13 protein-coding genes are annotated in these 15,951 nt (G+C 65.2%); 6 read left to right on the top strand and 7 right to left on the bottom strand.

Annotated elements, in window-relative coordinates:
- The first annotated feature begins 105 nt into the window (after positions 1–105).
- Both Q0D45_RS10220 and Q0D45_RS10215 read left to right on the top strand, forming a co-directional pair.
- Positions 106–1,578, top strand: coding sequence for a RimK family protein (locus Q0D45_RS10220; protein WP_293392169.1), 1,473 nt, complete (start codon positions 106–108; stop codon positions 1,576–1,578).
- Positions 1,575–2,054: an N-acetyltransferase gene (locus Q0D45_RS10215; protein WP_293392166.1), complete on the top strand. Its 480-nt coding sequence runs from the start codon at positions 1,575–1,577 to the stop codon at positions 2,052–2,054. Before Q0D45_RS10220 ends, Q0D45_RS10215 begins: the two co-directional genes overlap by 4 nt.
- Here Q0D45_RS10215 and Q0D45_RS10210 read toward each other — a convergent pair.
- Positions 2,051–2,953, bottom strand: coding sequence for an EcsC family protein (locus Q0D45_RS10210; protein WP_293392163.1), 903 nt, complete (start codon positions 2,951–2,953; stop codon positions 2,051–2,053). The genes Q0D45_RS10215 and Q0D45_RS10210 overlap by 4 nt on opposite strands.
- Before the next feature lie 80 nt (positions 2,954–3,033).
- Between Q0D45_RS10210 and Q0D45_RS10205 the strand changes: the two genes are divergently transcribed.
- Positions 3,034–3,828, top strand: coding sequence for an NRDE family protein (locus Q0D45_RS10205; protein ID WP_293392160.1), 795 nt, complete (start codon positions 3,034–3,036; stop codon positions 3,826–3,828).
- Here Q0D45_RS10205 and Q0D45_RS10200 read toward each other — a convergent pair.
- A complete protein-coding gene (locus Q0D45_RS10200) occupies positions 3,819–4,787 on the bottom strand; it encodes a DUF3187 family protein (RefSeq protein WP_293392157.1) in 969 nt (322 codons plus the stop codon). The two genes, Q0D45_RS10205 and Q0D45_RS10200, sit on opposite strands and share 10 nt — an antisense overlap.
- Before the next feature lie 155 nt (positions 4,788–4,942).
- Between Q0D45_RS10200 and Q0D45_RS10195 the strand changes: the two genes are divergently transcribed.
- The 3 genes from Q0D45_RS10195 (at position 4,943) to Q0D45_RS10185 (ending at position 8,612) form a co-directional block, all read left to right on the top strand.
- Positions 4,943–6,049, top strand: coding sequence for a 3-deoxy-7-phosphoheptulonate synthase (locus Q0D45_RS10195; RefSeq protein WP_293392154.1), 1,107 nt, complete (start codon positions 4,943–4,945; stop codon positions 6,047–6,049).
- Between the two features lie 252 nt (positions 6,050–6,301).
- On the top strand, positions 6,302–7,303 hold the full coding sequence (locus Q0D45_RS10190) for a PHB depolymerase family esterase (protein WP_293392151.1): 1,002 nt from the start codon (positions 6,302–6,304) through the stop codon (positions 7,301–7,303).
- A gap of 166 nt (positions 7,304–7,469) precedes the next feature.
- Positions 7,470–8,612, top strand: a complete 1,143-nt coding sequence (locus Q0D45_RS10185) for a S41 family peptidase (protein WP_293392149.1) — start codon at positions 7,470–7,472, stop codon at positions 8,610–8,612.
- 172 nt (positions 8,613–8,784) lie between these two features.
- On the opposite strand, the gene Q0D45_RS10180 is transcribed toward Q0D45_RS10185, so the two are convergent.
- The 5 genes from Q0D45_RS10180 to Q0D45_RS10160 form a co-directional block, all read right to left on the bottom strand.
- Positions 8,785–10,779, bottom strand: a complete 1,995-nt coding sequence (locus tag Q0D45_RS10180) for an SDR family oxidoreductase (RefSeq protein ID WP_293392147.1) — start codon at positions 10,777–10,779, stop codon at positions 8,785–8,787.
- 140 nt (positions 10,780–10,919) lie between these two features.
- Complete coding sequence (locus Q0D45_RS10175; RefSeq protein ID WP_293392145.1) at positions 10,920–11,690, bottom strand: hypothetical protein; 771 nt, start codon at positions 11,688–11,690, stop codon at positions 10,920–10,922.
- A gap of 103 nt (positions 11,691–11,793) precedes the next feature.
- Positions 11,794–12,522, bottom strand: a complete 729-nt coding sequence (locus tag Q0D45_RS10170; RefSeq protein ID WP_293392142.1) for a hypothetical protein — start codon at positions 12,520–12,522, stop codon at positions 11,794–11,796.
- Positions 12,523–12,665: 143 nt separating this feature from the next.
- Entirely contained in the window at positions 12,666–14,363 is a 1,698-nt protein-coding gene (locus Q0D45_RS10165) for a hypothetical protein (RefSeq protein ID WP_293392139.1), read from the bottom strand.
- Between the two features lie 8 nt (positions 14,364–14,371).
- Positions 14,372–15,951, bottom strand: a 1,580-nt coding sequence (locus tag Q0D45_RS10160) for a hypothetical protein (RefSeq protein WP_293392136.1), incomplete at its 5' end; no start/stop codon positions are given.

Raw genomic sequence — 15,951 nt, 5'->3', positions numbered from 1 at the left:
CTACGAGTCTTCCGCAGGCATGCCAGAAACGCGCTCCGAAGCAGCCGGCGACTCCGCTGCAGAGACTATCGAAGACCCTCCGCAAGCCGCGATGACGGGGCAGCCATGAGTGGCCTGGTGGTGGTGGACCAGCTCTCCGACTGGCCGGTGGAGATTCCCGGCGTCGAGGTGGTCACCGCCTGGAAGTATTTGACCCACGACGAATTCACCCGGATTCGTGGCGCCCGCGTCTACAACCTGTGCCGCACCTTCAGCTACCAGACCACCGGCTATTACGTGTCGCTGCTGGCCGGTGCCCGCGGTCATCGCATCCTGCCGGACATCACCACGGTGCAGGATCTGAAGCTCGCCGAAAGTCCGAGCGTGCTGAACGACGAGATCGAGGAGCTGATGCAGAAGAGCCTGGCCCGGCTCGGCTCCAACGAATATGTGCTGAACGTCTATTTCGGCGACAGCCCCTACATCCGCCACCAGAAGCTGGCGCGGGCGCTGTTCAATCTGTTCCCGGCGCCGCTGCTGCAGGCCAAGTTCGTCTGGCGCGGCGATGAGTGGCGGGTCGACACGCTGGGCCCGATCGCGCTCGGCGAAGTGCCAGCCAGCCACCACGAATTCCTCTACCAGACCGCGCGCGACTACTTCACCCGCCGCCGTTCGCCGCGTCGCAAGCGCGACTCGACGCGCTACGACCTGGCCATTCTGGTCAACGAGGACGAGAAGGAGCCGCCGTCGAACGCGAAAGCGTTGCGGGCTTTCGAGAAGGCGGCCGAAGACCTCGGCTTCTCGGTCGATTTCCTCGACAAGGGCGACTACGGCCACGTCGCCGAGTACGACGCGCTGTTCATCCGCGAAACCACCGCAGTCAACCATCACACCTACCGCTTCAGCCGCCGGGCGGCGCGTGAAGGTCTGGTGGTGGTCGACGCGCCGGAATCGATCCTGCGCGCCGCCAACAAGGTGTTCCTCGCCCAGCTGATGGAGCGCCACCGCATTCCACAGCCGAAGACCCTGCTGCTGCATCGCGCCAACCTCGATGAAGTGGTCCGCGAACTCGGCTTTCCGATGGTGCTGAAGCAGCCGGATTCGCAGTTCTCGAAAGGCGTGATCAAGGTCGACAACGCCGCCGCGTTCAAACGCGAGACGCGCGATTTCCTCGAACGCTCGGACCTGATCGTCGCCCAGGCTTTCGAGCCCACCGAGTACGACTGGCGAGTCGGCGTGCTCGACGGCCAGCCGCTCTACGCCTGCCGCTACTTCATGGCCAAGGAGCACTGGCAGGTGGTCAAGCGCGACGCCAAGGGTGCCAAGCACGAAGGCGATCACGAGACGCTCGACGTCGCCCAGGTGCCGAAAGCGGTGCTCAGCGTCGCGCTGCAGGCGGCGCGCGCGGTCGGCGATGGCCTGTACGGCGTCGATCTCAAGCAGTTCGGCAACGTCGTCAAGGTCATCGAAGTCAACGACAACCCGAACATCGACTGGGGCGTCGAAGACCTGGTGTTGAAGGACGCGATCTACCGCAAGATCATCGAGTACTTCGTCAAGAAGCTCGATGCGCAGACGCGGATGCGCGAGCAGGCTTGAGCGCCGCCCCGAGCAAGCATTCTGCTGCCGGCCGCATCCGTCGCGGCAGCCTGGCGGATATCGAAGCGGTATTGGCGCTGGAAGCGCTGTTCCCGTCCGATCGCATGTCGCGGCGCAGCGTGCGCCGCTTTCTCAGCGTGCCTAACGCGCAGGTGCTGATCGCTGAAAATGCGGACGCCGTCGTGGTCGGCAACCTGGTCTGGCTGCGCCGCCAGGGCAGCCGCGCCGCGCGCATCTACTCGGTGGTGGTGGCGCCCACGGCGCGTGGCCAGCATTGGGGCGAGCGGCTGGTGCTGGCGATGGAAACGGCTGCGCGCGCCGCCGGCTGCGAGCGGGCGAGCCTCGAAGTCCGCAGTGACAACCTCGCGGCGCGGGCGCTGTACGCAAAGCTCGGCTATCGCGAAGTGCAGACGTTGCCCGGTTACTACGACGATGGTTCGGACGGGCTGCGGCTGATCAAGCCGCTGCCCGTCTAGGCTTCGTCGGGCAGATGTTCCAGCGCCAAGGTCTCGCCGTAAGCCGTCGCCAGCGGCAAGCCTGAGCCGTAGCGTCGCCGCAGCCAGCGCAACTGGAAGGCCGTTCTGGCGGCGGTTGCCACCTCGTTCAGAAACCAGGCGTTGACCGCGCCGCCGACCAGCGCGCCGAGCAGCGGCAAGGTGCCGCCGGCCTTGGCCAGACCGAGTCGGCGGGTGATCGCCTGCGCCAGGTTGCTGATGCTGTAGACCGCCGCTTCCTTGGCCAGCTCGCGCTCGGCGGCGCGTTCCAGGCCTTCGCGGATCGCCGCACTATCGGCTTCGGCATCACGTTCCAGCACCTGCAACGCGGCCTGCTTTTCATCGAGCGAGCTTGCCGAGGCCAGCGCGAAGATCGCCACCGGCAGGTGCTTCAGTTCGGCATCGGCACAGTCCTCGCCGTAGCAGAGGCCGATGCGATGGATGACCCGGAACGCCTGCACCAGCAGGGTCGGCACGTCGGCGACCATGCCGGCGGCGCCGACGACACCGAACAGCGCGCCGGTGCCGCCCGCCAGTGCCGCGCCGCGCCGGCCGACCTGGCCGGCATGCTGATCACAGTCTTCGAGATCAGCTTCGTGCAGCTCATCCAGCGTGCTGACGCCAGCCTTGCGCAGCAGCGCCCGGCGGTTCGCCAGCCTTGCCGAGCCGTGCTGCACGCCATTCAGCGCGCTGCGCAGCCAGTCGGCCGGAATGGCTTTCTGCGCGACCTGGGTGGCGGGCGACAGCGCACGGTCGAAGAAGCGGGTTAGCTGATCCGGCGGCGCATCGCGCCAGGCGGAGATGCGTTTCAGCTGATCGACTTCGTAATCGCTCGGCTTGGCACTGGGCTTGGCATCGGGCCTGGGCTTTCGAGTCGTCATAGGGCGTTATTCGAATTCGGTGAGGTGGCAGTGTGCACGGGCACTCCGAAGCCTGCGCGGGTGAGGCATCATTCCGACCCATGTGCCTGATCGCTTGTGCCTGGAACGTTCACCCTTCATTTCCGCTGGTACTGGTCGCCAATCGCGACGAGTTCCACGCCCGCCCGACGGCGCCGCTGGCGCCCTGGGACGATCACCCGCAGATTCTCGGCGGTCGCGATCTGGAAGCCGGCGGCGGCTGGCTGGCGATCGATCGCACGCGGCCAAGGCTGGCGGCGGTGACCAATGTCCGCGAACCGGCCTCGCCGATCCCGCTTGCCTCGCGCGGCCGGCTGGTCAGCGATTACCTGAGCGGCGAGGAGTCGGCCGTCGGCTTCGCCGAACTGCGTCGTGCCGACGGCGACGGCTACGGCCCGTTCAACCTGCTGCTCTGGGATGGCGAGGAGCTGGTGGTCGCCACCAATCGCCTGAAGCCGCGCTGGGAAACCCTGGCCTGGGGCATCCACGGCCTGTCGAATGGCGGCATCGAACAGCCTTGGCCGAAGACCCAGCGGCTGATGGCGCGGCTGGAAAGCTGGCTGGCCAGTGCCGATTCCAGGGCGGCGGAGCCGAATCTCGATCCGCTCTACGAAGCGCTGGCCGATCAGCAGCGCCCGGACGATGCCGCGCTGCCGGAGACCGGCATCGGCCTGGAGCGCGAGCGCCTGCTGTCGACGGCGTTCATCCGCCTGCCCGGCTACGGCACGCGGGCCAGCCAGATCGTGCTGATCGGCCGCGACGGCCGTACCCTGTTTGCCGAGCGCCGCTTCATCGACGGCGGCGTGCCGGCCGGCGAGCAGCGGCTGGACTTCATGCGCGGCAAGCCTCAGCGATAGCTGACACCGATGTGAATGCTGAAGTCCGGCGATGAGCTGAGCAGCACGTCTTCCTGCACGCCCAGATCAAGCGCCAGCCGCCGGTTGAAGGAGATCCGCCCGCCGAATGCGAGCTGGCCGCCCGGGTTGTCGAGCGCGTTCAAGGTCGAGCCCTTGTACAGCTTGGTCTGGACATTGAACTGAGTGATCAGCGCCAGCGCCGGAATCAGCCGATAACCGACGCCGACACCACCGACGCCCACCAGCGGATTCTGCTGGCCACCGAGCTGGTCGGCCGCTTCGTTGTAGGAGACGCCGGCCGACACGTAGCCGAACCAGTGGGTCAGCGAGGCGAAGGGGTTGTAGTCGAACCAGATCGCGCCGCCGGTGGTGCCGCCGAGCAGGAGGCTGTCGCGGCCGGTGGGCAGCTTGGCCATCGCCCGGAAGGCGATGTCGTCACGCAGCGCAAAGCCGGCATTGAGTTCGACATCGCCGAAGTCGGTGCTGCTGTCGTGGACGTCGAGCAAGGTCTGGCCGTCCTTCACGTACTGCACCGCGTAGCGATTGCGCGGCCGCTGCTGACGGCCGCCGTTGGGCAGGCCGAAAGCGTCATGCCAGTTCTCGATGACGTTATCGAGCACGCCGCCGCCGGTGATCAGCAGCGGTACGTCGATGCCGATCTCGACACCCGGCGCCAGACCCTGGCGGAAACCGAAGCTGATGCGCTGGCTTTCAGCGTCGATCAGCAGTGATTCGCGCGCGTTCTGCGCGTTGACGTACTCGTTGCTCCAATCCACCCGCAAGCCATAGGCCTGCTCACCGTCGTGCAGTAGCTGCGAGTTGCCGAGGATCGGCAGCGCTGTGGCGCGGCTCAGGCTGGCTTCGTTGCGAACCGCCAGGGCCGAATCGGCCAGCAGGGCCGGCGACGCCAGCAGGCCTAGCAGGCTGACGCTGGCAACAACGGAAGTGCTGAGTTTCATGAGGGCGGCGGGCTTGGAGGATGGCGCGGCGAGGATAAACAAAGCCTGCGCTGCGAGTCTTGTCCAGGGGGCAGGCCAGCCCCGGGGATGATTGCTGCGCGGGTCGTCTGCTAGCATCCGCGACCGGATTTCCGTTGCATAAAGAGAGTTTCACGATGAACACGTCGCCATCCAATCCCGCTACCGCTGCCCGCCCGGCCACCGAGAACCTGCGCATCAAGTCGATCCGCGCGGTGTCGGCACCGTCGCAGGTGCAGGCCGAACTGCCGATCAACGAAGCCGCCGCGCTGACCGTCGAAACCACGCGCCGCGAGATTCAGGATGTGCTCGCCGGCCGTGACGACCGCCTGCTGGTGATCGTCGGCCCCTGCTCGATCCACGATCCGAAAGCCGCGCTGGAATATGCCGCGAAGCTGAAGGCGCTGCGTCCGTCGCTGGCCAGGAACCTGCTGATCGTGATGCGCGTGTATTTCGAGAAGCCGCGCACCACGGTGGGCTGGAAGGGCCTGATCAACGATCCGAACCTCGATGATTCCTACGACATCGACACCGGCCTGCGCACCGCGCGCAAGCTGCTGCTGGAACTGAACGCGGACGGCATGCCGGCCGGCGTGGAATTCCTCGACATCCTGACGCCGCAGTACCTCGCCGATCTGGTGTCCTGGGGCGCCATCGGTGCGCGCACCACGGAATCCCAGCTGCATCGCGAAATGGCCAGTGGTTTGTCCTGCGCGGTCGGCTTCAAGAACGGCACCGATGGTTCGGTGAAGGTTGCGGTCGACGCCGTGCAGTCGGCGCGCGCGCCGCACCGCTTCCTGTCGGCAACCCAGGAAGGCCAGATCTCGATCTTCGAGACCGCCGGCAACCCGGACAGCCACGTGATCCTGCGCGGCGGTTCCACCGGCACCAACTTCGATTCCGCCAGCGTCGATGCTGCCGCGGCGGCGATGACCAAGGCCGGCATGCGGCCGGCGGTGATGGTCGACTTCAGCCACGCCAACAGCCGCAAGCAGCACCGCCTGCAGATCGAGGTTGGCCGCGATGTCGCCGGCCAGCTCGCCGAAGGTTCCGAGCGGATCATCGGCGTGATGATCGAAAGCCATCTGGTCGAAGGCCGTCAGGAAATCGGCCCGCGCGAGCAGATGGTCTACGGCCAGAGCGTCACCGACGCCTGTCTGGCCTGGGATGACACCGCCGACGTGCTGCGCACCCTCGCCGGTGGCGTCGCGGCGCGGCGTGAGCGTCTGGCGCGGAGCGCCTGATTGGCGATCATGCCGGCCGGTCTGGCCGGCATGAAATTTGATAACTGATGACGGCCGCTTGGGGAGCTGCCGCCATCGGGTTTGATGGTTGGCGACGGAGACCCCCGAGCGGATTGCCAAGCTCGTTGAGCAGCACTCAAACCGACAAATAACGCTCACTCAGGGGTTGCTCGCATGACCATCAATCTTCGATCTGGCGCTGTGCGGCGCCGGGTCGGCTTGGCTGTCGCTTCCTGGCTTGCCTGCTGCTCGATGATCACCTCCGAGGTGATGGCTGCGGATCCGCCCGGCCCGCCACCACTTCTGGTCGCGCTGCCGATACTCGGCCCGCTGCTGCCGGCGCTACCGGCACTGCCGATCTTTGCCGATCTGGGCCAGTTCTTCGGCGGGCTGGACCTGCTGTTGCTGCAACTCGGCGGCGAGCGCATCGAGCCGACGGAGGGCACCGAAACCTTCGAGGGCACTTACGTCCATGACGGGCTGACGCGCCGCTATGTCGGCGTCCGCCCGATCGGGGCGCCAGCCGGCGCACCGGTGCTGCTGCTGCTCCATCCGCTCGCCTTGCAGCCGGCCCGCATGGCCAACCTGACCCGCGCCGGACGCCTCGCCGCCCAGTACGGCGCCTGGGTGTATCTGCCGGAAGCCTTCGGCGCCAACTGGACCGACGATCCGAGCCGCCTCGGCGTCGATGACGTCGGTTTTCTCAGCGGCCTGATCAGCCGCGAGCAGGCCGCCAATGGCCTGGATGCCGGCCGGACCTATGTCGCTGGCTACTCCAATGGTGGCTTCATGGCCGAACGCCTCGCCTGCGAGCGGCCGCAACAGTTCGCTGGTTTGGCGATGGTCGCCGCCACCTTGCGCAACGCCTTGGCCACGCGCTGCATGGGTGGCCAGCGGATGCCGACGGTGATGTTCTCCGGCACCAGCGATCTGGTGGTTCCGTACACGGGCATGCTGGGCCAGTACAGCGTCCCCGATGCAGCGGCGTTCTGGTCGGTCAAGAACGGTTGCAGCGCCGGCTTCACCGATACCCGCTTGCCGAACACGGTCCTCACCGACGGCACCACCGTGACCCTGCGTCGCTACCGCAGCTGTCCCGACAGCGATGTGCGCCTGTATACCGTCAACGGCGGCGGCCACACCTGGCCGGGCACCAACTACGCCGGCTACACGATTGCGCTTGGCGCGACGACTTTCGACATCGATGCCACCTTGCTGTTGTGGCAGGTGTTGGTGCCGTTTGCGAGGCCTTGATCGGTTGGCAAGCTAAGCGGAGCGTCAGGAAACGGGGATTGTCTGGCGGTTTCCGGGCGGCAAAGCGGCCAGCGGGGTATCTGCTCCGATTCCGAGGCTTGCCACATGGCGACTGGTCCGGCCCCCGGCTAAGCTGCAGATCCTGGGGCGACAGGGAAATACAGGAATGCTGCCGAAACGATGGACGATCACGCTGGCCTGCCTGACCGCTGTTATCCATCCTCTAGCCTCTGACGGCAACGACGGGTCCAGCGCTGACGAGTGCCTGGCCGATACCCGTGCTGCCATTGCCGGCATCGCGAAAAACTACGCCGGGTACCCGGACAAGCGCACACAACTAGGCGCAAAAGAACTCGATGCGTCCGAACAACAGGCGCGTAAGGCGGCAGCCAACGTCACTACGCGCGAGGCCTGCGACGCAATCATCGACGACTACGTCGGCCTCTTCCGCGACGCACACTTGTCGCAGTTGGTGCGTAACCAACAGGACAATTTCAGTCGAACCCCGAAATCGTTGTCGGCCACTCGGCAGCTACGATCCCAAGCAGGAGCGGTCTCCCTAGAACCCACGGCGCGGTTGTTATCGGATGAGAGCGTGGTGCTCACCATTCCCGACTTCAACCTGTACTACCGATCCAAACTGGCAACGCTGATACGGCAGTTCGATTCCGAGATGCGACAACGCCCGAATCTGATCATCGATTTGCGCGGCAACAGTGGCGGCAGCGACGGAACCTGGCAGGTCCTGCTGCCGTATCTCTATACCCATCCCATAGTCAACGTGGGCGTCGATGCGCGTGCGACCCGGGAGAATGCCGATGCGTGGGAGGCCATGGGGGCCCAGCTGCCGGACACCGAGTCCGCTAGCCGAACGGCGTTGATGAATGCCGCACAGACGCTACGCAGCGCAGCCGAGGGCAGCTTCATCTCCCTCGTCGAAGATTCGACAACGACCTTGCCCGAGGTGCTGGTGCTGCCTTCGCGGATCGCCATTCTGATCGACCAGGGTTGCGCCAGTGCCACCGAACAATTCCTGCTGGCGGCGCGCCAAAGCATGAAGGTCCGCCTGTTCGGCCAGCCGAGCTGGGGATTGCTCGACTATTCCAACGTGCGTACTTTGCCGTTGCCATCGGCGCAGCGACTACTGGGAATAGCAACGACCCGGTCGCGGCGGCTGCCGAAGCATCCCATCGACAACATCGGGATTCCACCGGACGTGTTCATTGCCGATCTGGACACACAGCAGTCCAGCGAAGAGGCCGTGGATTTCGTTTTGAACTACTGGAAGCAGAAATCCGGCACCCGATGAGGCTCCTCGACGGCGACCTGCCGCCGATCTGCTTTGACGGGGATGACCAGAACCAGCCCGCGTAGGGCGGGAAAGCCGCAGGCGCATCCCGCCTTCCGGGATTCGGACGCTACCGAATCCGGCGGGATGCGCTTCGCTTTCCCGCCCTACCCTTGGAGCAGCGCCCCAAGCCTCACCAATGCTCGCCCTTGAACACATTGGCGAACACCACCTGTTCGAGGGTCGGCTTGTCGGCCTTCGAGTCCTTGTCCTTCGAGCCGCGTGCGGCGGTCGATGACGGGAACAGCTGGAAGCCCTTCGACAGGATGTAGTCGTTGACCTTCGGCCAGATCGCGTAGCTCACCGCGGCGGCGGTGCCCAAGGTTGTCGCGATCGACTTCGGTTCGTCGAGAATCGCCTTGATCACGGTGTCGGCGGCGTCGTCCGGGGACCAGGTCGGCACGTAGCTGTAGATCTTGGTCGGCGCGATCATCGGCGTGCGTACCAGCGGCATGTAGATCACCGTCGTGCGGATGTTGCTGCCCTTCACTTCGGCCGACAGGCAGCGGGTGAACGCATCAAGCGCGGCCTTGGAGGCGACGTAGGCGGAGAAGCGTGCCGCATTGGCCAGCACGCCGATCGAGCTGATGTTGATGATGTGGCCGTTCTTGCGCGCGGTCATCGTTGGCAGCAGCGCCATGATCAGGCGCACCGCGCCGTAGTAGTTCAGCTCCATGGTCCGCTCGAAATCATGGAAGCGGTCGAAGCTTTCCATCACCGCGCGGCGAATCGAGCGGCCGGCGTTGTTGATCAGGATGTCGACGTGGCCGAAGTCGCGCAGCACTTTCGCGGCCATCACGTCGATCGCTTTCATGTCGATCAGATCGCAGGGATAGACGTAGCTCTCGCCGCCGGCCTTGGCGATGATGTTCTGGGTTTCGATCAGGTTCGATTCGGTACGCGCGACGAGGATGACCCGGGCGCCGGCGATCGCCAGGTTCTTCGCCGTGGTGAAGCCGATGCCCGACGAGGCACCGGTGACCAGGATCACCTTGCCCTTCACCTTGGCGATCAGCTCGGCACTCGGCTCGTAATGGATATCGAGGAACTGCTCCCAGTACGACCACAGATGCTTCGCGTAGTCGCGGAATTCCGGGCACTTGATGCCGGTGCCCTTGAGGGCGGCGCGGGCGTTCTTGTCGTCGAACACGGCGCGGTTGGTGATGTAGCCGAGCACCGACAGCGGCGCGCCGATCGCCTTGGCGATCTGCTTCTTGACGCTGGCCGGCAAGGCGCCGCCCATCTGGCCGCCGAACTTGCGCATCGAGGCCGGCATCGTCGGCAGCTCGAACTTCTTCTTGAAACGCGGCCCGTGGGCGGCCTTCAGGATCGACTGGATCAGGTCGCCGACGCTGGGGCTGTTCGACTGCACCAGATGGAAGGTCTGGCCGTTCAGGCCGTCCTTGTGGGCGATCGCATCGAGCGCATCGGCGATGTAGTCGACCGGCGCGATCGGCACCTTGCCGCCTTCGATGCCGAGCAGCGGCAGCCATTTCGGAATCCGGTGACTGAGCTTCTGGATGGTCTTGAAGAAGTAGTAAGGGCCGTCGATCTTGTCCATCTCGCCGGTCTTCGAATGACCGACGACCGCGCCCGGGCGATAGACCCGGAACGGCACCTTGGCTTCATCGCGGACGATCTTCTCGGACTGGAACTTGGTCCGGAAGTACGGATGCTTGACCGGCTGGCCTTCGTCGAACATCGCTTCGGTGAAGCTGCCGACGAAATCGCCGCCGGCCACCGCCACGCTCGACACGTGGTGCAGCACCACGTCGCCGCCCAAGGAGTTGGTGAAGGCCACGGTGTTGCGCGTGCCTTCGTTGTTGATGCGATCGCCGGTCGCATCGTCCATGTTCATGTCGTAGACGGCGGCCAGGTGAAACACGTGCCCGACCTTGCCCTTCAGCTTCTTGAGCTCCGCGGCAGACACCAGGCCCGGCGTGGTGATGTCGCCAGCGACCATCCGCAGCCGGTCGCCGGCATCGCCATAGCGCTCCTGCAGCTGCGCGAACTTGTCTTCCGAGGACTCGCGGACCAGCACGTGGATGGTGGCGTCCGGGCGCGCCAGCAGGCGCTCGATCAGATGCTTGCCGATGAAGCCGGTGGCGCCGGTGACGAAGTAATTCATGTCTGCTCCTGAGCCTTTTTCTGGGACCGTGTGAAGGTCGTTGCTTCAGGCCTCTGCGGCCATTCGGCGTTTTCTAGGGGTTGCTGTGCGTTCATCGTACGAGAAACGCTTCGCTGCGACCGCCGCCGGTCAATGCCCGGTCAATGCTTGTCTGCCTGCTGCGCGCGCCGCCGGGCGAGCCGCTCGTCCTTGTCCTTGTCGCTGCCCCAGATCACTTCCGGGAACAGCAGCACCCGCAAGAGACCAATCAGCATCCAGCCGTAGCTGATGCTGAACAACAGACCACAGAACAGGCTGATCCATTCAAAGTTCGCCGACACGAACTTGATGCCCCACCAGGAGATCACGTCAGTGAGGCTGGCGGCGAGGCCGACCGGGAACACCCACTGATAGACGCGCAGCTGGTTGAACTGCAGCGAGAACGGAATGCCGACGATGAAAAAGCTGGTGGTGAAGCCGAACAGATGGGCGTGGCTGAAGGCAATGAGTTTTCCGAGTGACATCTGCTCGAAGTAGGCACTCGCCGAGCCGTGCAGGTTCAGCTGGTAGCTGATTTCCGAGGCACCGAACACGAAAGCGATGCCGAAGATCACCACCGCCATCGCGATGCCGCGCTTCGCCGCCGGCGGGAAGTTGCGCAGGTTGATGTCGATCGAATGCGAGGAAAACGGCACCAGGCGCCAGATGATCAGGTTCAGCGCGAAGAAGAAGGCGGCGAGCCCGATCGGCCCGCCGACGGTCTGCCAGGCCGGCTTCTCCGGCGGCAGCTCGACGACTTCGGCAGCGGCGACGGGCTTGTCGCTGAAGAAATCGAAGCCGTCCTTCGCTGGCTCCGCAGGCGCGGCTTCGCTCGTTGCCGGTGCTGGCGCTTCGTCGGCAGCGGCGAACAGCGTCGGCGCTGCCAGCCCCATCAGCAAGCACAGGAGCCCGCCGCGTAGGGCGGGCCATGCCCGCCGCCATGGTCCGGAACCGGTGCGGAAGCCGGCGGCCACGGGCCGCCTTACAAGAGCTGAGCTAAGCATTCTTCAGGCGCACGAACAGCAGAGTGCCGGCCTTCTTCACCGCCGCCGTGATCACCGCATCGAGATCGTTGCCGGTCGCCGCCGGCAGCTTGTCGACTGGCACGCCCTTGAACGTCGCGTAGATCTTGCTCTTCGCCGCCTCGGGCACCTGCCGGGTGTTCATCGGCTCGACACTGGCGACGGTCAGCGCACGGTCGGTGGTCAGCAGCAGGTAGAACGGCTTGCCCTGGTATTCGGCGGCGAAGATCAGCGCGGTGCCGGACGGACGCTGATCGGCCAGCGGAATGTAGATGGTGTTGTCGTCGGCCTTGCTCAGCGTCGCACCGAGCAAGGCGGCGCGGGCGACATCGGCATCGGTCAGCAGCGCGTCCTTCGGGAGCCAAGTCTTGACGCCAGGGAAGCGGAGCTGCACTTCCTTCGGGATCAGGCTCAGGGCATCGAGCCAGTCGCCGGGTGATTTCGGTGTCGAGGTCTTCACGCCGGGATTGGCTTTGGCGCTGGCCTCGTCGGTGTTGGCAAAGCCGTCGCCATCGGCATCCTGCTTCTCGATCGCCTTGAACGCCGCGAGGTCCTTGCCGGCCTTCTTGAACGCTTCGCCATAGGGATTCAGCGCGGTGCCGCCGCCATCCTTGTGGCAGGCGTTGCAGGACGGCGCGTAGCCGAACTGCTGCTTGTACATCAGCGCGAAGACCGGCTGGGCCTGGGCTGCTGCGCAAACCATCCACAACGTCATTCCCGCGCAGGCGGGAATCCAGTTCTGACGCACGCGCCGAGGCTGGATCAGTCGCGCTATGGCAACGAAACGGGATTCCCGCCTGCGCGGGAATGACGATGATGGTGAGTGAGTCATGGAATCAGCCAGCCTCAGAAATCGAACATTCCCGGCACCACCGCCCGCATCTGCTCGAGCAGTGTCGGATTCTGCGCCAGAGCTGACTGCAAGCGCTCGTGCTGCAGCGAATCGGCCGGCGGCATCAGCTTGTTGGCCTTGTCGGTGCCCTGGTAGCGCGGCCAGTCCAGCGCTTCGCGGATCGCGTCCTTGGCCTTGATGTTGGCGAGCACGGCGGCTTCGTCCGGGCCGCTCATGAAGTTCAGTTTCTTCGACGGATTGCCGCGATGGCAGGCGAAGCAGTACTGCTCGAACGGGGCCAGCGCCGAACCGGCCGCGAGCGTCACCGGCGGTTCGCCGCTGGCGACGGGCGGGGACAACTCGGCGGTATCGAGGCAGCAGTAGTTCAGCGGCTGGGTGCCGAGTGCGGTCAGCAGCGCGTTCATCGTTCTGACTCGCGAGTAGACGGCAGGCGCGAAGAAAGCGTCGTCGATTCTGTCAGCCGCGGCGACGAGCTTGGCGGCATCGAAGCCGGCGCTGCTTTCCAGCAGCTGGCGATCGGCATCCGAGAACAGTGCCGCAAGGCCGTAGACGCCATCGAGATCGGCCGCACTCAGCATGCGTTTCGGCGGCCGCCGGCTCAATGGATCGAAGGCGGCCTTCAGCTTCGGCAGGCGATCGAAAGCTTCGAGATCCTCGTTGGTCCTGGCGCCATCGCCGGGCTTCGGCTGTTTGGTTGTCAGCGTGCGCAGCCAGCCCTTGAAGCCACTTGCTTCCTCGATCGGATCGCGATTGGCGAGATCGCTTTCAGCAACGGCAATGCCGTCTTTCGGCCAGCCGACGGTCTGCAGTTCGCGCAGCTTCGCAGCGTCGGCGGACTGGGCATCGAAGCCGGCCGGATTCTCCAGCCAGGTCAGCGCGAGCTTGAGCATCGTCCGGCGGCAGACAAGGGAATCGCTGCAGGCGTCGATCCAGATGCGTTGCGTGGCCGGGATGAAGCCGCCGACATCGGTCAGCTGGTCGAAGCGCTCGGGCACGGTCAGCGGATTGCTCGGTGGCACGTCGAGATAGGGCTGATCGTTGCCGCGCGCGGCCTGGATCGCCGCGGCTGTTGCCGGCGCGCCATTGGTTTCGTTCCAGGGCCGCTGCGGGAAGATCGGCACCGCGCCCTGATGGCAGGTGGTGCAGATCGCGCGCTTCGCGTAGACCAGCTTCGGGATGCAGCCGGCGCAGTAGTTCTGGACCAGCTGGAACTCGTAGCGGCCGGCCGCTTCGTTGTAACTCAGCACTTCGATCTCGCTGGCGTTCTCGACGAAGCCGAGAAACAGCTGACCGCGCGGATTCAGGCCCAGCGACGCCGGCGTGCTCGCGGCCTGGAAATCGGCGGCGGCGAGCACTCTGGGATGTGCGTCATCGGCCAGGCCCTTGAGCAGCGAGCGGCCATGCGGAATCAGCAGACTGAGGGGTGCCGCCGTTTCCGGATCGTTCTTGCGGATCAGCTCGACGAGCTTCGGAAGCGGATACGGAATCTGGCCGTTGGCGGCGATCAGATGATCGAACAGCGAGCGCGTGCCGGCCGGCGGCAGATCGTCCGATGGGATGAGTTTCGCGCTCAGCGAATCCGCGGTCAGCGCGCCCGGCTGCTTGGCCAGTTGGGTGATGCCGCTGCCCTCGTCGCTGCCGCAGGCCACCAGCAGGCTGGCAACCAGGGCAGCGGCAACGACGGCGCGCATCGCCGCGATCACATGAGCTTGAGGAATTCGCGCAGCGCCAGCTTGTCGGCCGGCGACAGGCTGACGCCGAACTGGTGGCCCTTGTTCTCGATCGGGTCATCGCACTTCATGAACAGCGGATGGTGCGGATCGGCGCTGGCGAAGTTGGCGATCGGCGTGCCTTTGGAGACCGGCAGCTTGAGCAGGCCCTGGCCGTCCTCGCGCGGCGCCAGCCAGAAGTCACGGTCGATGACCGTCGACTTCTGCGGCCGGTGCGGCGTGATCGCCGGATCGTCCGAGGTCATCAGTTCGTCGAAAGCCTGCTCGAACTGCGTGACCCGGCCCTTGACCGTGTAGTCGAGCGTCTTGCCATCGGCCAGCCGCGTCTGTTCGCCGATCGCGTTGTTGTGCAGGAACGGTGCGGTGGCCCAGACCGACAGCAGCGAAATATTGCGGTAGTAGCCTGGTCCGCCTTCGATCTTGTGCTCGCCCATCTTGGTGCCGCCGAGGCCCGGCACCATGCGGTTGAGCACGTTCGGCACGCTGCCCGGCGATGTCCGGTTCTTGTAGTCCTCGCTGGAGAACTCTTCCCAGATGTGGCCCTGGTTGTGGTTGTCGTGCAGCGCGCGGCACATGTTGGTGCCGATGATGTTGAATGGCGTCGGTTCGTCGTTGCCGAGCCAGTCCTGGCCGAAGATCTCGTCCTTGGCGAACTGTGCGGGACGCAGCACGCCCTTCGCGTCCTTGGCCATGTGCTTGGCGATGAACGCCGGGCTGGTCCGCTCGGCTTCGCTGAACTCCTGCTGCCAGTGCGCTTCGGAACCGAACACGTGACCGTCGTAATAGCGCTCGAGCGCCGCCTTGTCCTGGCGCACGTTCTCCGGCGCCACCTGGGTGCTGTGGCAACTCGCGCATTCGCGAGCGAAGACCTTGCGGCCTTGCGGCACCTTGCTCAGATCGATGTAGTCGAGCCCGGTCTTGCCGTCGACATCCTTTGCCGCCGGCAGATAAGTGGGCCCGCCGGTGATCAGGAACGCGGCGAGGTCGTCCATCTTGGCGTCGGCGTAGTTCCAGGGCTCGCAGTCACGCGCGCACTGGGCGATGCGGAACGGCTTCTGTGCGGCCTTCTCACCGAAGAAGCTGCCCGGGCTCGGGAAGTTCGGCGTCCAGCATTCCTCGGTGCACATGCCGATGTTGACGTAGACGCGGATCAGCGCGAGGTGATCGCCGACCGTGTCTTCGCCGCCTTTCAGCACGTGCTGGGTACGGCCTTTCTCGAGCTTGCCGGTGATCGGATCCTTGATCGTGTTGGTGAAGACACGCCGATTCTGGAAATCCATGATGTTGTTCTGGGTGCCCGGATTGTTCTGGAAATCGTTGGCGACCAGGCTGGTATCGATCGTTCCATTGCGGCCGGCCTGCAGCGCGATGCGGGCCAGTGAATCAATCGGTGCGCCCTGGAAGAACAGGGTCGGCTGGTTGATGTGCTGGTTGCCGATGGTCGCCAACAGGTTTTCCCACTTCGGCAGGTTCGGATTGACCGGCGGCCGGGTCGGGTCGAAGCCGACGTGGCATTGCACGCAGGGATGGCCGATCACATAGCGCAGGT

It is taken from the genome of Nevskia sp., from assembly GCF_023266035.1.
Taxonomy (GTDB): Bacteria; Pseudomonadota; Gammaproteobacteria; order Nevskiales; family Nevskiaceae; genus Nevskia.
This window is presented reverse-complemented; position numbering and strand designations above follow the sequence as displayed.